This is a genomic window from Labrenzia sp. THAF82, assembly GCF_009363435.1.
GTDB lineage: Bacteria > Pseudomonadota > Alphaproteobacteria > Rhizobiales > Stappiaceae > Roseibium > Roseibium porphyridii.
In genome coordinates this window covers 4,704,470-4,719,099 of sequence record NZ_CP045354.1, presented here as the reverse complement: position 1 = coordinate 4,719,099, position 14,630 = coordinate 4,704,470, and the positions used below count along the sequence as shown (strand labels likewise).

At 54.4% G+C, this 14,630-nt stretch carries 14 protein-coding genes; 9 read left to right on the top strand and 5 right to left on the bottom strand.

Going from position 1 to position 14,630, the window contains the following annotated elements; all coding sequences use genetic code 11:
* The first annotated feature begins 8 nt into the window (after positions 1–8).
* Positions 9–1,634, top strand: coding sequence for an ABC transporter ATP-binding protein (locus FIV00_RS21705; protein ID WP_152502714.1), 1,626 nt, complete (start codon positions 9–11; stop codon positions 1,632–1,634).
* Positions 1,635–1,655: 21 nt separating this feature from the next.
* On the opposite strand, the gene FIV00_RS21700 is transcribed toward FIV00_RS21705, so the two are convergent.
* Both FIV00_RS21700 and FIV00_RS21695 read right to left on the bottom strand, forming a co-directional pair.
* Positions 1,656–2,423 carry a GntR family transcriptional regulator gene (locus FIV00_RS21700; protein WP_152502713.1) on the bottom strand — a complete coding sequence of 256 codons (768 nt, stop codon included), beginning with the start codon at positions 2,421–2,423 and terminating at the stop codon, positions 1,656–1,658.
* A gap of 440 nt (positions 2,424–2,863) precedes the next feature.
* Positions 2,864–3,931, bottom strand: coding sequence for a dipeptidase (locus tag FIV00_RS21695; RefSeq protein ID WP_209006658.1), 1,068 nt, complete (start codon positions 3,929–3,931; stop codon positions 2,864–2,866).
* Between the two features lie 168 nt (positions 3,932–4,099).
* Here FIV00_RS21695 and FIV00_RS21690 point away from each other — a divergent pair, with 168 nt between their 5' ends.
* Positions 4,100–4,834 (top strand): L,D-transpeptidase, encoded by a 735-nt coding sequence (locus FIV00_RS21690; RefSeq protein WP_152502712.1) that lies wholly within the window; start codon positions 4,100–4,102, stop codon positions 4,832–4,834.
* A 68-nt stretch (positions 4,835–4,902) separates the two neighbouring features.
* Here FIV00_RS21690 and FIV00_RS21685 read toward each other — a convergent pair whose 3' ends face one another.
* Positions 4,903–5,556 carry a hemolysin III family protein gene (locus FIV00_RS21685; RefSeq protein WP_209006657.1) on the bottom strand — a complete coding sequence of 218 codons (654 nt, stop codon included), beginning with the start codon at positions 5,554–5,556 and terminating at the stop codon, positions 4,903–4,905.
* Positions 5,557–5,800: 244 nt separating this feature from the next.
* On the opposite strand from FIV00_RS21685, the gene FIV00_RS21680 reads away from it, so the two are divergent.
* Positions 5,801–7,312: a malonyl-CoA synthase gene (locus FIV00_RS21680; protein WP_152502711.1), complete on the top strand. Its 1,512-nt coding sequence runs from the start codon at positions 5,801–5,803 to the stop codon at positions 7,310–7,312.
* A 36-nt stretch (positions 7,313–7,348) separates the two neighbouring features.
* Here FIV00_RS21680 and FIV00_RS21675 read toward each other — a convergent pair whose 3' ends face one another.
* A complete protein-coding gene (locus FIV00_RS21675) occupies positions 7,349–8,710 on the bottom strand; it encodes an MFS transporter (RefSeq protein WP_152502710.1) in 1,362 nt (453 codons plus the stop codon).
* Positions 8,711–8,920: 210 nt separating this feature from the next.
* Here FIV00_RS21675 and FIV00_RS21670 point away from each other — a divergent pair, with 210 nt between their 5' ends.
* From FIV00_RS21670 to FIV00_RS21645, 6 genes are all read left to right on the top strand, one after another.
* Positions 8,921–9,505, top strand: a complete 585-nt coding sequence (locus tag FIV00_RS21670) for a nitroreductase family protein (RefSeq protein WP_152502709.1) — start codon at positions 8,921–8,923, stop codon at positions 9,503–9,505.
* Positions 9,506–9,634: 129 nt separating this feature from the next.
* Positions 9,635–10,165 (top strand): DUF2867 domain-containing protein, encoded by a 531-nt coding sequence (locus FIV00_RS21665; RefSeq protein WP_152502708.1) that lies wholly within the window; start codon positions 9,635–9,637, stop codon positions 10,163–10,165.
* Positions 10,166–10,463: 298 nt separating this feature from the next.
* Complete coding sequence (locus FIV00_RS21660; protein WP_152502707.1) at positions 10,464–10,892, top strand: hypothetical protein; 429 nt, start codon at positions 10,464–10,466, stop codon at positions 10,890–10,892.
* Between the two features lie 641 nt (positions 10,893–11,533).
* On the top strand, positions 11,534–13,009 hold the full coding sequence (locus tag FIV00_RS21655; protein ID WP_152502706.1) for an ATP-binding protein: 1,476 nt from the start codon (positions 11,534–11,536) through the stop codon (positions 13,007–13,009).
* A 150-nt stretch (positions 13,010–13,159) separates the two neighbouring features.
* Entirely contained in the window at positions 13,160–13,522 is a 363-nt protein-coding gene (locus tag FIV00_RS21650) for a nuclear transport factor 2 family protein (protein ID WP_152502705.1), read from the top strand.
* 200 nt (positions 13,523–13,722) lie between these two features.
* Positions 13,723–14,193, top strand: a complete 471-nt coding sequence (locus FIV00_RS21645; protein ID WP_152502704.1) for a DM13 domain-containing protein — start codon at positions 13,723–13,725, stop codon at positions 14,191–14,193.
* Between the two features lie 59 nt (positions 14,194–14,252).
* Here FIV00_RS21645 and FIV00_RS21640 read toward each other — a convergent pair whose 3' ends face one another.
* Positions 14,253–14,570: a hypothetical protein gene (locus FIV00_RS21640; RefSeq protein WP_152502703.1), complete on the bottom strand. Its 318-nt coding sequence runs from the start codon at positions 14,568–14,570 to the stop codon at positions 14,253–14,255.
* Positions 14,571–14,630: the final 60 nt, after the last annotated feature.

The following is a 14,630-nucleotide window of genomic DNA, read 5'->3' as shown; positions in this document are numbered from 1 at the left end:
AGAGAGCCATGACAGATACGAAAAACAAGACAGTGCTCTCCATAAAGGATCTCGTCGTCGACTTTGAGACGGCAACGGGCACGGTCAACGCGGTTCGAGGCGTCAACATTCATGTCGATGCTGGCGAAACGGTTGCCATTGTTGGTGAAAGTGGGTCCGGCAAGAGCCAGACATTGATGGCCGCAATGGGCCTTCTTGCTTCAAACGGCAGAACCCAGGGCGAAGTGATCTATGAAGATCGCAACATTTTGGGGTTGCCGGTTCGGCAGCTGAACGGCATTCGCGGTGCCAAGATCACAATGATCTTCCAGGAACCCATGACGTCCTTGGACCCACTCTACACCATTGGCCGCCAGCTGGCGGAACCCATGGTGGTCCATGGCGGTCTGTCCTGGAAAGCAGCGAAGGCAAAGGCGCTCGACCTTCTGAAGCTCGTAAACATTCCCGAGCCTGAGCGCAAAATCAAAGCCTATCCATATGAGATGTCCGGCGGTCAGCGCCAACGTGTCATGATCGCCATGGCGCTTGCGAATGATCCCGATGTCCTGATCGCTGATGAACCCACCACGGCGCTTGACGTGACAACGCAGGCCCAGATCCTGGACCTTCTGGCCGATCTTCAAAAGCGGCTTGGAATGGCTGTGATTTTCATCACCCATGATCTCGGTATTGTTCGGCGCATCGCCGACCGGGTCTATGTGATGAAAACGGGTGAAGTGGTTGAAAGCGGAGAGACCAACAGCATCTTCACGCAACCGGAGCACCCTTATACGAAAATGCTTCTGGACGCAGAGCCCACCGGCCACAAACCACAAGTTCCGGAGACTGCTCCTGTTCTTCTGGAAGCCCAGAAAGTTGAGGTGGAGTTTGAGCTGGATTCAGGTTTCCTGAAGCCAAGGCATGTCCTGCGGGCGGTTGACGACATCAGCTTTTCTTTGCGCAAGGGCCAGACCCTCGGGATCGTTGGTGAAAGCGGTTCCGGCAAATCAACACTGGGCCGGGCTATTCTGAACCTTCTCCCCGCCGGTGGACGGGTTGTGTTCCAGGGACAGCAGATCACCGGCAGAGACCGGGCTGCCATGCGGGAGCTGCGCAAGGACATGCAGCTCATTTTCCAGGACCCGTTCGGCTCTCTAAGTCCACGCATGACGGTCGGACAGATCATATCCGAAGGGCTTCTGGTACACGAACCGTCCTTGAGTGGAAAAGACAGGGACCTGCGTGCCTGCAAGGCGCTTGAGGAGGTCTCGCTCGATCCCGCAATGCGCAACCGCTACCCCCATGAATTTTCAGGTGGCCAGCGCCAGCGTATTGCGATTGCACGCACAATGGTTCTGAAACCGGAACTGGTTGTCCTTGATGAGCCGACATCCGCGCTTGACCGGACGATCCAGAAACAGGTGGTTGAACTGCTGAGAGATCTGCAGAACACCTATGATCTGACCTACCTTTTCATCAGCCACGATCTTGCAGTCGTGCGTGCACTCTCGGATACGGTGATGGTCATGCAGCGCGGTAAGGTGGTCGAGGCCGGTACGGTCGACGACATATTCGAAGCCCCGAAGTGCGAATACACCAAAGAACTGATCGGTGCGGCCATGCTGACACAACAGCAGATGATGGAAAGCGCCTGACGTTACGGCGCAGGCTTGAGCTTAAAACCCGGTCAGCCCGAGCGCCTGAACGGGCTCATGGTCGTATTCATTCTTCAATCTGCCGAGATCTGAACCATAGAAGTGCGGCGCGAGCAGAACGGCGCTTGAGAGAATGTGCGCCTGCAGTGAATTGAGCGCGCCTTGGACATTTCGGGCCTGCAGCGCGTCGAAAATATCCTTGTGAGGGGTCACATTTGGCCGCGACCATGCCTTCTCCGATCTGGGTGTCGGCAGCATCACACGCTGCAGCATCATCGTAGTCCGGACCAGGACAGGTTCCAGAACAGGCATCTGTGCTATCCGGAAGAGCTTTAAGTGCAAATATCTGTCGACTTCCGCGCATCCAAAGACATCTCGCACGGCGCGGTATTCCTCAAAGTCCCGGTCAAGTTCCCTGAGTTCCTCGATCTGCCTTGGCGTGACCAGTTTGGCTGCTTCCAGAATGCCGGTGGATTCAATGTCGAAGCGCAGCTTCAGCATCAGTTTTGCTTCCAGCGGTGTCGGGTCGGTGACAAACGTGCCCTGGTAGCCGCGCCTGACAACAAGTCCGTATTCCTGAAGCAGCATCAAGGCTTCGCGTATCGTGCTTTGCGAACAAGCATAGTCCTTTGCGAGAGACTGTTCGGTGATCGGACTATCGGCTGTCAAGGTTCCAGTCAGGATCTTGCGTTTAAGGTCCTGATAGACGGCATCTGACTTGCGCGCCCGTTTCTTGTTGGCCTTTGCCTTGGCTTGCGGCACGTTTTCCGCAATTACAATCTCGTCCAAGCCGTTGCCTCCCCCTGGCAGCGAATAAGACTGGCAGCGCCACAAGAACTGTCGCCGGAGAATAATCTCAGGCCACTGTTTGTTCGAGTCTCTACCCGGTGTTCCAAGTTTGGAAAGCCGGTCGATGGGGCATGTCAGTCACGGACAGCCAATTTCCCGATGAAAGCACCTGTCTGCGTCTCTTCTTGCAAAATAACAGCAAGAGCAAAAATGCGCAGTTACAATGCGATACCTGATTGATGAGTCAATGGCTGCTAGAAATTACAGTGTCGTCATTCTTCCGTTTAGGGTAACCAATTGCAATCGCGATTTCGACAGCATCAGTAACAAAAATGAGAGCAGGTCCGAAAAGTGCACCTGTACGCAAGGCAGAATACGGCAACTTTCATCCCGGCTCGGAAGTCATGATGCCCTCTGTCGGTAACGCGATTGGCTTGTCTTTATGCCGCCGCCTTCTCAAGAGCGGAAAGCCAGTTTTTGTAAGCAATTTTCTCCAGAAGCTGGGAATTGAAGCCACGGGCATCAAAAGCTTCCATCAGACGATAAAGTCCGGTGACATCGCCGATGTCTTTTGGAAGCATGCATCCGTCGAAATCGGATCCGAGCGCCACGCAATCTTCGCCAACGCGATCAACAAGATAAGCCGCATGGTCGGCCATGACATCAAGTGACATGTCACGAGAGTACGCGCCATCGGGACGTAAAAAGGCAATGTGGAAATTGATGCCGACGAGCCCTTCGCTTTCTTTGATCGCATCGAGCTGCTTGTCAGTCAGGTTCCGGCTGCTCGCGCATAGTTCGTGAACGTTGGAATGACTGGCAACGATGGGTCGATCCGTGATGCGGGCAAGGTCCCAAAATCCCTTTTCATTCAGGTGTGAGACATCGAGAAGGATGCCCAGTTGATTGCAGGCGCGAACCAGGTCACGTCCTGGGCCGGTCAATCCAGGACCGATGTCCGGTGACGCGGGGTGGGCCATTGGAACACCATAGCCAAACGCATTCTCGCGGCTCCAGACGAGACCAAGTGACCTGAGACCGCGCTTGTGGAGCTCCTCCAGGGCATAGAATTGCGTATCGATCGCTTCCGCACCCTCAATATGGAGGCTGATCGCCATGGTCTGCGCGTCGATTGCCGAGCGGATTTCATCCGGCGTTCGGCAGATCGCGACGCGTTGATCCGAATCCTCAACAATCTGCTCGGCGCGCTCGATCAGCCGATAGGTGAAATCCAGAGCTTCCTTTTGCGGGACAGGCTGATAATTGGCCGGGTCCTTGGGGTCGAACGGTTTTGAAAAGTCCTGGTCGGGATTGGAAGGCACAAACATGGCAAAGAGGCCGCCTGCAAAGCCTGCTTCCTCGGCGCGGACCATGTCGATGTGACCTGTCTCGGAGCGGTCGAAAAAACTCCGTTCCTTGCCCTTTATCTTGTCAATTTCCAACTTGAGCAGTGTGTCGTTGTGACCGTCGAACACGGGGAAGGGGGACTTGGTCGTCTCGTTTTGCAAGGGAGAGTCCTTCAAGAATGGCAATAAACGGCAGGGAAGTGAGGCCCTCAGGTAACAGGCTCCGTTAATCTAGGCAATCATGCGAAGAATGTAAGGCAGATCGGCGGAATGTGACTTGCAACTGTTGAAAAGCTGTCTCAATAAGAAGCCTGATTTTCAGGAGGTCCCATGAAGCGTACCAAATCGCTGAATGATACTGTACCGGCGCAAGAAAACGTTTTCAGTCGCCGCTTTCTTCTTGCTGGCAGTCTTGCACTTGCCGGATCCGCACTCGCCGGTTGCCAGACTGCAACCATTGTCGGTCTGCCGGATCAGGCCGAACTGCCAGGTGAAGAATTCGACTATGCTTCGGCCTATGCAGCTTTGCCCGACGGGGACTTCACCTGGCCTGCGATCAACTACAAGAAATTCGACAAGCAGTACTGGCGTCAGGTGGTTGAATACAAAACCCGTGAGAAGCCAGGAACGATTGTCGTCGATCCCTACAATAATTTTCTTTATTGGACGCTCGGAAACAACAAGGCGCTGCGTTATGGCATCGGCGTGGGACGTGCCGGGTTTGCGTGGTCAGGCGAGGCATTAATCCGAGTAAAACGCCCTCATCCTATCTGGCGCCCTCCACGGGAAATGATCGCGCGCAAGCCGTCGCTGGAGCGATACTGGGAAAAAGGTTTTCCTGCCGGACTGCGAAATCCACTTGGCGCCCGCGCCATGGATTTGTGGCAGGGCGCAACGGATACGCTGTACCGGATCCACGGAACAAACCAGCCGAATTCCATCGGCAAGAGCGTTTCTTCCGGCTGCATCCGCATGTGGCAGCAGGACGTCATTGACCTGTTCAATCGGGTGCCGCTCAGGACTAAGGTTGTTGTTCTGCAGAAAGATCCGAACGCCGAAGCCTGACGAAATGCGATGCTTTTAAAGTGCAGCTTGCTGAGTGCTAGCTGCACTTTTTCTTTGTTACACAGCCATCATGGTGTCATGGCCAGGGCCACATCGTGAAAAACGGCCGTGAAATGACAAACCGCGGCCGCAAGCACGAATGCGTGCCAGATCGCATTCTGGAACGGCAGCTTCTTCCAGGCATAAAAGACTGTTCCGATCGTATAGAGCAGCCCGCCGGCCAGGATCATGAAAAAGCCGAAACTGGACGCTTTTTCGATCAACGGTTGGACCGCAAAAACAACAATCCATCCCAGGCCGAGATAGATTGGTACCGTCAGACGGTCCAGGCCGGTCAAGTGCGCCAGCTTGACGATAGCTCCCGCCACAGCGCCAGTCCAAACGATGGCCAACAGGATACCTCCCGTCCAACCTCCGATGATGATTGCGGCCAATGGTGTATATGTGCCTGCAATCATGAGGAAGATTGCTGCGTGATCGAGACGTCGCAAGATGCCCGATTTATGGTCCTTGGCGAACATGTTGTAGAGCGCAGAACAGATCAGCATCGTCATCAGACAGGCGGCGTAGATCATGACCGTCACCTGGCGTGCGCGATCCGCTACGTCCCACATCGTCACGGCCAGAATGACCGTTGCCGTTATGCCCAAACAGATGCCGACCAAATGAACGGCGCCGTCGGCAATCAGTTCCGCCAGTGTCAGTCCCCTGATTTCAGGCATCCAGGATATCCTCGCTGCTTTCCTTGGCCGAAGTGACGGCACAACCCAGCATACCTTGAAAGAGGTGTTGGCCGAAATTGAGGTAAGTCAAGGAAAGGACCGTCACAACGGCCAGAGACTTCGTAAGTAGCATTGGCAGTTCAGCTAAGGAATGTGACCTTGCTGAAATTGTGGAGACTTGCTTTAACTGTCAACCCGAGCGGCATATGGCCTCGGCACTTGACGGCAAACCTGGGAATTCTTGATGAGCAATCACCTATTCGACGCGCTGACCGCCTTTATCCCGGATCCCGAAAAAGTATTTCTGGAAACCGGAGACGGAAACCGGTTGACCTATCGAGGTATGCTTGCCCGCTCGGCGCAATATGCAGGGGCTTTGCAGAAACTCGGTGTAAAACCGGGCGACAGGGTTGCCGTACAGGCCGAAAAGACGCCCGACGCATTGATGCTCTATCTCGGCACGATCAGAGCGGGCGGTGTCTTTCTGCCGCTCAACACAGCTTATACACCTGCTGAAATTGCCTATTTTGTCGGTGATGCCGAACCGGCAGTGTTTGTATGCGATCCTGCCAAGGCCGATGCGCTTGCCGGAACGGCGCAAAAGGCCGGTGCCAAGCTGCAGACGCTTGATGCAGACGGTGCCGGAACGCTCTCGCAGCTGGCCGATGAAATGTCGGAAGAGTACGAAACCCGCCCGAGGGATGAAGACGATCTGGCCGCAATCCTTTACACCTCCGGCACGACCGGCCGATCCAAAGGCGCCATGCTCAGCCATGGAAACCTGGCCTCCAATTCCCAGACGCTGGTCAAGGTTTGGCGGTTCACCGAAGATGACGTTCTGTTGCACGCGTTGCCGATCTTTCACACGCATGGTCTTTTTGTTGCAACGAATTGTTTGATGATTGCAGGTGGTTCGCTTCTGTTCCTGCCCAAATTTGACCTGGAGCGGATGCTCGCCCTGTTGCCGCGGTCAACATCGATGATGGGTGTTCCGACTTTCTATTCGCGATTGCTCGGGTCCGATGCGTTTACGCGAGATCTTGTTGCCCATATGCGGCTCTTCATATCCGGTTCTGCGCCGCTTTCGGCGGAAGTCCACAAGGAGTTCTCGGACCGCACCGGCCACGCCATTCTGGAACGCTATGGCATGACGGAAACCAACATGAACACCTCCAATCCTTATGATGGTGATCGGCGACCGGGCACCGTTGGCTTTCCGTTGCCTGGTGTCGGTATCAGGATCGCCGACCCAAAGACCGGCCGGGAGGTGGCGCAAGGTGACGTTGGAATAATCGAGATCAAGGGTCCGAATGTTTTCCAGGGCTATTGGCAGATGCCGGAAAAGACAGCTCAGGAGTTTCGTGTCGATGGCTTCTTCATCAGCGGTGACATGGGCCGCGTCGACGAAGAGGGCTACATCTCTATTGTCGGACGTTCCAAGGACCTAATCATTTCCGGTGGTTTCAATGTTTATCCGGCCGAGGTTGAAGCTGCGCTGGACGAAATGCCCGGCGTTGCGGAAAGCGCGGTGATCGGCGTACCGCACCCCGATTTTGGAGAAGCTGTTGTCGCGGTATTGGCCCCAAAACCCGGGGCAAGTCTGGAGGGCGGTGACGTTCAATCGGCGCTTTCCAGCAAATTGGCCAAGTTCAAGCAACCCAAGCGGGTCCACGTTCTGGAAACCCTGCCGCGAAACACGATGGGCAAAATTCAGAAAAACGTTCTGAGAGACCAGTTTCAAGATGAGTTCGTCTGATAAACTCCGGTCCAAATTGACAGGTTGCGCCGGGAACTACTGTTCTTCCGGCGCATCATCGGTAAATGCGGTCAAACCGTAGAGCGCACACAAAATGATCAGAGCGCCTGTCACCCAGAAAATGGCAGGAAAGCCAGCGTTCATGGCCAACAGGACGCTGCCAAGAGTGACGCCGAGAGTTCCCCCGACCAGCCTGACTGTAATCACGATGCCACTGACTTCGCCCTGTTTGTCTTGGGGCACTGCATTGGCGTTCAAACGTGTTGCGGGGATCATGGCAATCGGCAGCGCGGTGCCCCACAAAATAAGGGCCGGCGCAATGGCCCAGTAGCTGTTGAAATGCATCAGTGCGCCAATCAGGATACAGGCGATACCAATCAGAAATAGAGAAATCACCACCGGTCGTCGTGATCCGTGTTTGTCGACGAACTTGCCCGCAGGTGCAGCCAGGAACGGGAAGGGGAGCACGGCTATCGCAGTTCCTATGCCCGCCCAAAGGGCAGCAAAATGGAGTTCCAGCTGGAGAAAGTGCGGAACGAAAATCGCAACCATGATCTTGCTCATCTGTGTCAGCAAGATCACCGCTGCGCTGGCGTGAAAGGGTTTCAGCCGAAACAGCGAGACATCGACCAGTGGTTTGCTTTGCTTGGCTTCAAACAGCACAAACGCAACAAGTCCAATGATGCCGCCCGCCAGGCTGGCGAGAATAACCGGCGTGGCCCAGCCGAAATCGGGGCCTTCCATAAGGCCGAAAATCAAGGCGGTTAAGCCGATCAAAAGCAAGACAAGACCGATACGGTCAATGACGGGGCGTGGCCGTGGATGCTCCGGATTGCGCCAGAGCACGCAGGCCAGACCACCACCTGCGACAACAATCGGGATGTTGATCCAGAAGACCCAACGCCAGGACAGGAAATCGGTCAAAATGCCGCCAAGCATCGGGCCTGCCGCCAGAAAGATCGTCGCCATGCCGGCCAGAATGCCAATGGCTCTTCCACGTTCCTTTTCCTCAAAAGACAGTGTCGTGGCAGCAAGCGACATGGGGAACATGATTGCGGCACAAAAACCCTGGACCACGCGCATTGAAATCAGCATGGCCGCACTGTCGGAAAACCCGGCGAGAAGGCTCGCAATCGCAAAAACGGTACAACTCACGATCAAGGCTGGTCTCAACCCGAACAGGTCGATCGCCTTGCCGCCAATGGCAGCAAAGCACGTGAAGGTGAGCATGTAGGAATTGATGATCCAGTGTGCGGTCGTTGGCGAAAGATCAAGTTCGGCGCGGATTGCGGGAAGCGACACGCCCAAGATGGTCTCATCCAGCATGACTAGCCCGCCAAGGCCGCCGACCGCGAGTACAAGACCGCGCTTTCGCTCCTTTTCAGATAATCCTGCCAAGTGCCGTCCCCCCAACTTGCAAAAGCTGCTCCCGCCACCTTAAGTCACCTCGGCGGTTTGTACCTGATTTTTTTGATCCGAGTGTTTCCTTGAGCGTGATCGGATGCTCAAAATATCTTTTATAAAAGTATCTTGATATCAAGATAAAAGCAAACTATCTCGAACAGGACAGGGCGGACAGAAGCCCAGTAAAGAGCTGGAGTAACGAATATGAACGTCAGAACACCTGATCATCCGGTCACGGATCTGTTTGTCGAGCGCTGGTCTCCACGTGCATTCGATGGGGCGGCGATGCCCGAACGGGATCTGAAGACCATCTTGGAAGCCGCGCGCTGGGCGCCTTCTGCATTCAACATTCAGCCGTGGCGCTTCGTTTATGCATTGCGGGGTGAGGACGCGTGGCAGCCGTTGGTCGAGTTGCTGAACCCGTTTAACCGGGACTGGGCGCAACATGCCTCCGCACTTGTTTTTCTTTTCACCGATCAGGAAGTCGACGGCAAGGATGGCAAGCCGAACCGGGTCAATGGCGCACACTCTTTTGATGCTGGCTCAGCCTGGGCGCATGCTGCCTTGCAGGCAACGGCCCTTGGCTATCACACCCATGGCATGGCCGGTATTCTGAAGGATGAGATCCACGAAAAACTGGGTGTTCCTGTTCGTTTCAAACCAGAGATCGCCTTTGCCGTAGGCAGGCGCGGGGATGCCAATCAGTTGCCGGAGAGCTTGCAGTCCAGGGAAGCGCCAAGCGGCCGCAAACCGTTGACGGAAATCGCCTTCCCTGGTCGTTGGACCTGACGGAGAACGTCCGGGCTCTGGTGTTGGAACAATTGCACCGGAAACGCTGATTGCGGCAATCTGCTCAGCGTTTCCCGCAAGATCCTGGTGTAATGTCTTCACGTTCTATCAATGGATCCGGAGCTGAAGATGAGCATTGCCGACACTCTTCCTCGTGACAGTCGCCTCAACGCCTATCATTCGAAAGGCGACTATATGGACACCTTTTCCGTCTCACTGAGAGGCCGTCCTGACCTGCGGTCGGTCGATATTAGGGTGCTCGCGGATCACATGCTCAATGCGGATATCAGCTGGATGAACAAGCTTCTGTCGGCCCGCGATGCAGTTGTTAAGCCGCTGGGGCTGAAAACAACCGATGACCTTCTCAAAGAGCAGTCAGACACACCTTTGGCGGAGCGAGAGGCTGGTGACAGGGTCGGGTTTTTCAAGATCTACAGTGTCGGGCAGAATGAGATCATCCTGGGCGAAGACGACTGGCACCAGGATTTTCGCCTGTCCATTTTCCGCAGCGTTGGAGAAGCGCCACGCGTTTATGCCACGACCTGCTGCAAACGGCACAACCTGTTCGGCTACGCCTACCTTGCGCTGATCCTGCCGTTCCACAAAAAAATCGCTGCGACAGTGCTCGACACAGCTATTGAGGAAGACTTGGCTGCTTAGGGATTGGGTGTGGATTCGTTGAATCTATTCGATCTCTTGAAGGAGTTTGTTGTTTGCACTGTTCGAGATCGAAGACTTTGTGTTGAAGGCGACCGCCTATGAAGAAGGCAATGTTATTCTTGATCTAGCGTTTCCAAAAGGCCTGTGACGCAGCACTAGTCGAACCAACTCTCCACCTTTCCTTCGCAAAACAAATCTACAGATACTATTTTTGATTGTAGTTTTGGGTGTTGCTATTTAGGGTATGGCGTCAGCTGACTGGCTAACTCATCCTGATGCCGCGTGGGGGGCGGATCTCATGAAATTCTGCGTTTTTGTCATACTTATTTCAATTCTAGCGGGGTGCGTGTCAGACACGTCTGTTTCAGAGACAAAGTCTGAAAAAGCTGAGCGGATATGCGCTGGGGAATTTACTCCTGGCACCGTGGAGTTCTCCCAATGCGTGGCCCTTCTCAAAGCCCAAAGTGAATCGCTCGCCGATTATAAAAAAGAACAAGAAAAACAAAAAGAAGAAGAAATAATAAGCGCTGATGTTGCGATCCAGATTTGTAACGATTTTGCGCGCAAAGGTATCTTCAAGCCAATTGAACGGATTTCGAGCTCAAGAGCCATAGGAGCTCATCGCAAGAACGTTGATATCGACTATCGTATCAAAGATGAATCGAAAGTCGTGACGGCTTACTGCAACATGCACGGACGAGAGATCGTGGATTTTAAACTCAGTTAGAATCCAATGTCGAAAAGTTGGACTCATGGAGCGGTGAATTTTCGTTCGGCGTTCACCGAATTGCGGCGTGATGGTTCATTTTGTTTTAATTTGGCGATTGATAAATCGGGCAGTATAGGTCCGTAAAAATCTAGGCAGTTTTCAGGAAATTTGAATTTGTCTCGTGTCTTCTACGAAATTCTACTTGCTGTCTTAGTCGTTTCGCTTCTAGGTCAATTTGCTTTCATACCGCTACTATTCTTTCTTTGGCCGGAAAGTCATGTAGATTCTGTCATGTTCACTGATATGTTGTTGGTTCGGCACGCCCTCGGCATAGTCTTGGCCATTGCCGGAATAAATTTTGTTTTAAGAAAGCTCCGAAAAATGAAAAACAATCGTTAGGAGCCTGCCTCTAGCAGACTGGAGAGCATGATCGCGCGACTTCAATCGAATGGTTGAACAACGGGCATTCCATCTTCGCTTCAGACAACATCTGTAAACCCGACGCATTCAGCGCCGGCGCCCGGTGGAATTCTGGGAAAACCCGGCTATGGAGGGCCCACGGCTTTGCAACGGTTGAGGAATCGTGCTGACTACCGCATTGCAGGAAACAAGGTCTGGGGAATGAAAGGCGCTGCAGAAGCGGTGTCTCAAGTGATCGTATGACAGTACAGATCGATATTGGGGAAATGAGGGGCGGGACACGCGCCGAGCTTGATCTTGAAGAGCTCTTGGCAACCCGGTTGTTGGTGCAGGGCAATTCCGGGTCCGGAAAGTCGCATTTGTTGCGCCGGTTGCTGGAGCAGTCGGCAGCCTGGGTTCAGCAGGCGATCATTGATCCCGAAGGCGACTTTGTCTCGCTTGCCGAAAAATACGGCCATGTGGTGGTCGATGCCGTCGGCACTGAAAAAGACTTGCAGATGATTGCGGGACGTGTGCGCCAGCACCGCGTGTCTGTTGTCCTCAATCTGGAAGGTCTGGATGCCGACCGGCAGATGAAGGCCGCAGCCACATTTCTGGACGGCTTGTTCGATGCGGACCGGGATCTTTGGTACCCGATGGTCGTCGTTGTTGACGAAGCGCAGCTGTTTGCCCCGGCCGCAGCCGGAGAAGTGACGGAAGAAGCCAGGCGCCGGTCGCTGGGTGCCATGACCAACCTGATGTGTCGTGGCCGGAAGCGCGGACTTGCCGGTGTCATAGCGACACAGCGTCTTGCAAAACTTGCCAAGAACGTTGCGGCGGAAGCCTCCAACTTTCTGATGGGACGGACTTTTCTGGACATCGACATGGCACGAGCAGCCGACCTGCTCGGTATGGAACGACGACAGGCGGAGAGTTTCCGCAATCTGGACCGTGGTCATTTCATCGCGCTTGGTCCGGCAATGTCACGGCGTCCGATCCCGGTCAAGATTGGCCCTGTCGAAACTGCGGGAAGGGGCGGCAGCCACAAGCTGATGCCACTTCCTGAGCAGCCAAAGGAAGAGGCAAAGGACCTGATTTTTACACCCGGCGCAGACGAAGTTCAGCCGGTGCGCCAGCGCTATATTGAACCGGTGGCTTCGACGGGTGACGTGCTGGACCGCCTCTCGAGTGCAGAAAAGGCAGGCGAGACCGATACACCGCAGGCTGAAAGCCTATTGGACTTTGGCGAGCGGGATGAAAAGATTTCCGAGATCATCGCCGGAATTCTTGAGGACGAAGACGCCGCCTTCCAGCCGATTGCATCGCTCTATCAGGACTTCCAGGTCCGGTGCCGGATTACCAAATTGCCAGGTGGGGCACCTGACCTGCAGGCCTTTCGCGAAAAGCTGTCTGTCGCCAGGGCTGGTGTCGAAAAAGGCGAGATGGATGACGGCGCTTGGACACAGGCAGAGTTGATTGCAGCCGAACTGCCGGAGGATATGCGCGGCGTCTATCTGCTTCTGGCCAAGGCCGCGCTTGCAAAGGCACCTTGCCCGGGAAATCTGGAGATCGCGACGGCCTATGGAACGCGCTCGCCCGGTCGCGCCCGCTGGCTTCTCAGCCATATGGAAGAACGGGGATTTCTTGTCTGCGCGACGGATCTGCGCGGCAACAGGATCGTGACATTGACGGACCTTGGCTGGCAAACCGCACCGGGTGACGAAGCAGCAGCATAAGCCGCGCCCCTTGGATGTGGATTTTGCTGTTGGGATCGTGAGCGTCATTTGAAGAGCGTGTCTGGTTTTCAAGACATGCAAAGATGCACCTTGAAGCTGGTGCTTCAGCTGGCTTGAAGAAACAAGAGCCCTGTGGCCAGGGAGGGATCTGTGACACTGGAAGAAACCATCGACACCTATTGTGCGGCCTGGTCGGAACGGGATCCCATTCGTCGTGGAGAGCTACTGGATAAGGCCGTGACGGCAAATATCCGATATACGGATCCTCAAACGGATATTGTCGGTCGTCCGGGCCTTGTCGACCATATTTCCGGCGTTCTTGCAGCGCATGTCGGCGCCAAGATTGTCCGCTGCAGCGCAGTCGATGAACACCATGGTATGGCGCGTTTCGCCTGGCGATTGGTCAAAGCAGACGGAACCTCACTGCCAGACGGACTGGATGTTGTTTCCTTCGATGCACAAACAGGGAAGTTAAAATCGGTGCTTGGGTTCTTCGGACCGCTCAAAAGCTGAAACGACTTCATAGGTCTTAGGGGCCAGACAAGACATTCGGTTCTTTGCCAAAGTCATAGTGATACAAGTTCAAAACGTGCCTGCGTTCACTCACTTCGTGATGACCTATTTGGCAAATGAAAGTTATCGAGGTCATTGTTGAAACTGCCTTCGATCAACATAACTTTGACGCAGGCTGAATGAGAACCGAGGATTAAAAAATGCTTCGATGGTTGCTGCTTCTTTGTTCCCATGGCGCGGTGCTTGCGGTCGGGTTCGCCCTCGGCGTCTATTTTCTTCCCATTCTGACAGCCCCGGAAGGACCGGATGCCGCCTCTCTTTCAGCTGCAGCAGAACAGGCGCAATACGAAGCCGAACTGACCAGAGACTTGAAAGGCAGCGATCTTCTCCATTGGGGCGAAGGCACTATCAGCTTATCGGCTAAGCAGATTGTTCACGAAGGGGAGTTGTCGCCGGGGCCTGATTACAAGCTATATCTGACCAAGGAATTTGTTGAGGATGAAGCCGGGTTTGAAACCGTCAAGGCAAGCGCCCGGAGGCTGGGCGATATCAAGACCTTCGATGGGTTTATTGTCGATGTGCCTGAAGATGTTAATATCGACGACTACACCACCGTCCTTGTCTGGTGCGAAGCTTTTGGCGAATTCATCACGGCGGCCAAGTACCGCTGACGGTCAGAACCGGCATTGAGATGATGCGCCGATGTGGCTGATGGGCGAGCGAACAATCATCAGATAGCCGGGCGCATTCTCCGTTTAGGTGCTGGGTCCGAAGATGCATCAGCCGGCTTGCAGGCAAGCAGATAATCCAGTTGAGACAATTCCAGGGTGATGCCGTCTATCGTGCGTTTCAGAACGCCTTCAAGGTAGCTTCCCGCTGGAGCGCGGTCGCGAATGTCGATAGCCCGATCCCGTGCCTTTCTCAAATAAAGCATCATGGTTCGCACATCCTGTGCGGTGACATCAGTTGTCGACTGAGTTTCAAACTGTGGTGTGTGTGAAGCCACAAGCACGGATGATTGCTCACGGATCGGGTCTGCCAACCGCATCGGTCACCTCAAATGTTCATGTTATGTTCTCATTTGTATCAGCTCTTCGAATTTCTGGCA

Bases quoted from the DNA above. Each gene is read 5' to 3' on its own strand.
- FIV00_RS21685 (WP_209006657.1), bottom strand. From the start codon at position 5,556: ATGCCTGAAATCAGGGGACTGACACTGGCGGAACTGATTGCCGACGGC.
- FIV00_RS21655 (WP_152502706.1), top strand. From the start codon at position 11,534: ATGACAGTACAGATCGATATTGGGGAAATGAGGGGCGGGACACGCGCC.
- FIV00_RS21690 (WP_152502712.1), top strand. From the start codon at position 4,100: ATGAAGCGTACCAAATCGCTGAATGATACTGTACCGGCGCAAGAAAAC.
- FIV00_RS21665 (WP_152502708.1), top strand. From the start codon at position 9,635: ATGAGCATTGCCGACACTCTTCCTCGTGACAGTCGCCTCAACGCCTAT.
- FIV00_RS21660 (WP_152502707.1), top strand. From the start codon at position 10,464: ATGAAATTCTGCGTTTTTGTCATACTTATTTCAATTCTAGCGGGGTGC.
- FIV00_RS21670 (WP_152502709.1), top strand. From the start codon at position 8,921: ATGAACGTCAGAACACCTGATCATCCGGTCACGGATCTGTTTGTCGAG.
- FIV00_RS21645 (WP_152502704.1), top strand. From the start codon at position 13,723: ATGCTTCGATGGTTGCTGCTTCTTTGTTCCCATGGCGCGGTGCTTGCG.
- FIV00_RS21705 (WP_152502714.1), top strand. From the start codon at position 9: ATGACAGATACGAAAAACAAGACAGTGCTCTCCATAAAGGATCTCGTC.
- FIV00_RS21680 (WP_152502711.1), top strand. From the start codon at position 5,801: ATGAGCAATCACCTATTCGACGCGCTGACCGCCTTTATCCCGGATCCC.
- FIV00_RS21640 (WP_152502703.1), bottom strand. From the start codon at position 14,570: ATGCGGTTGGCAGACCCGATCCGTGAGCAATCATCCGTGCTTGTGGCT.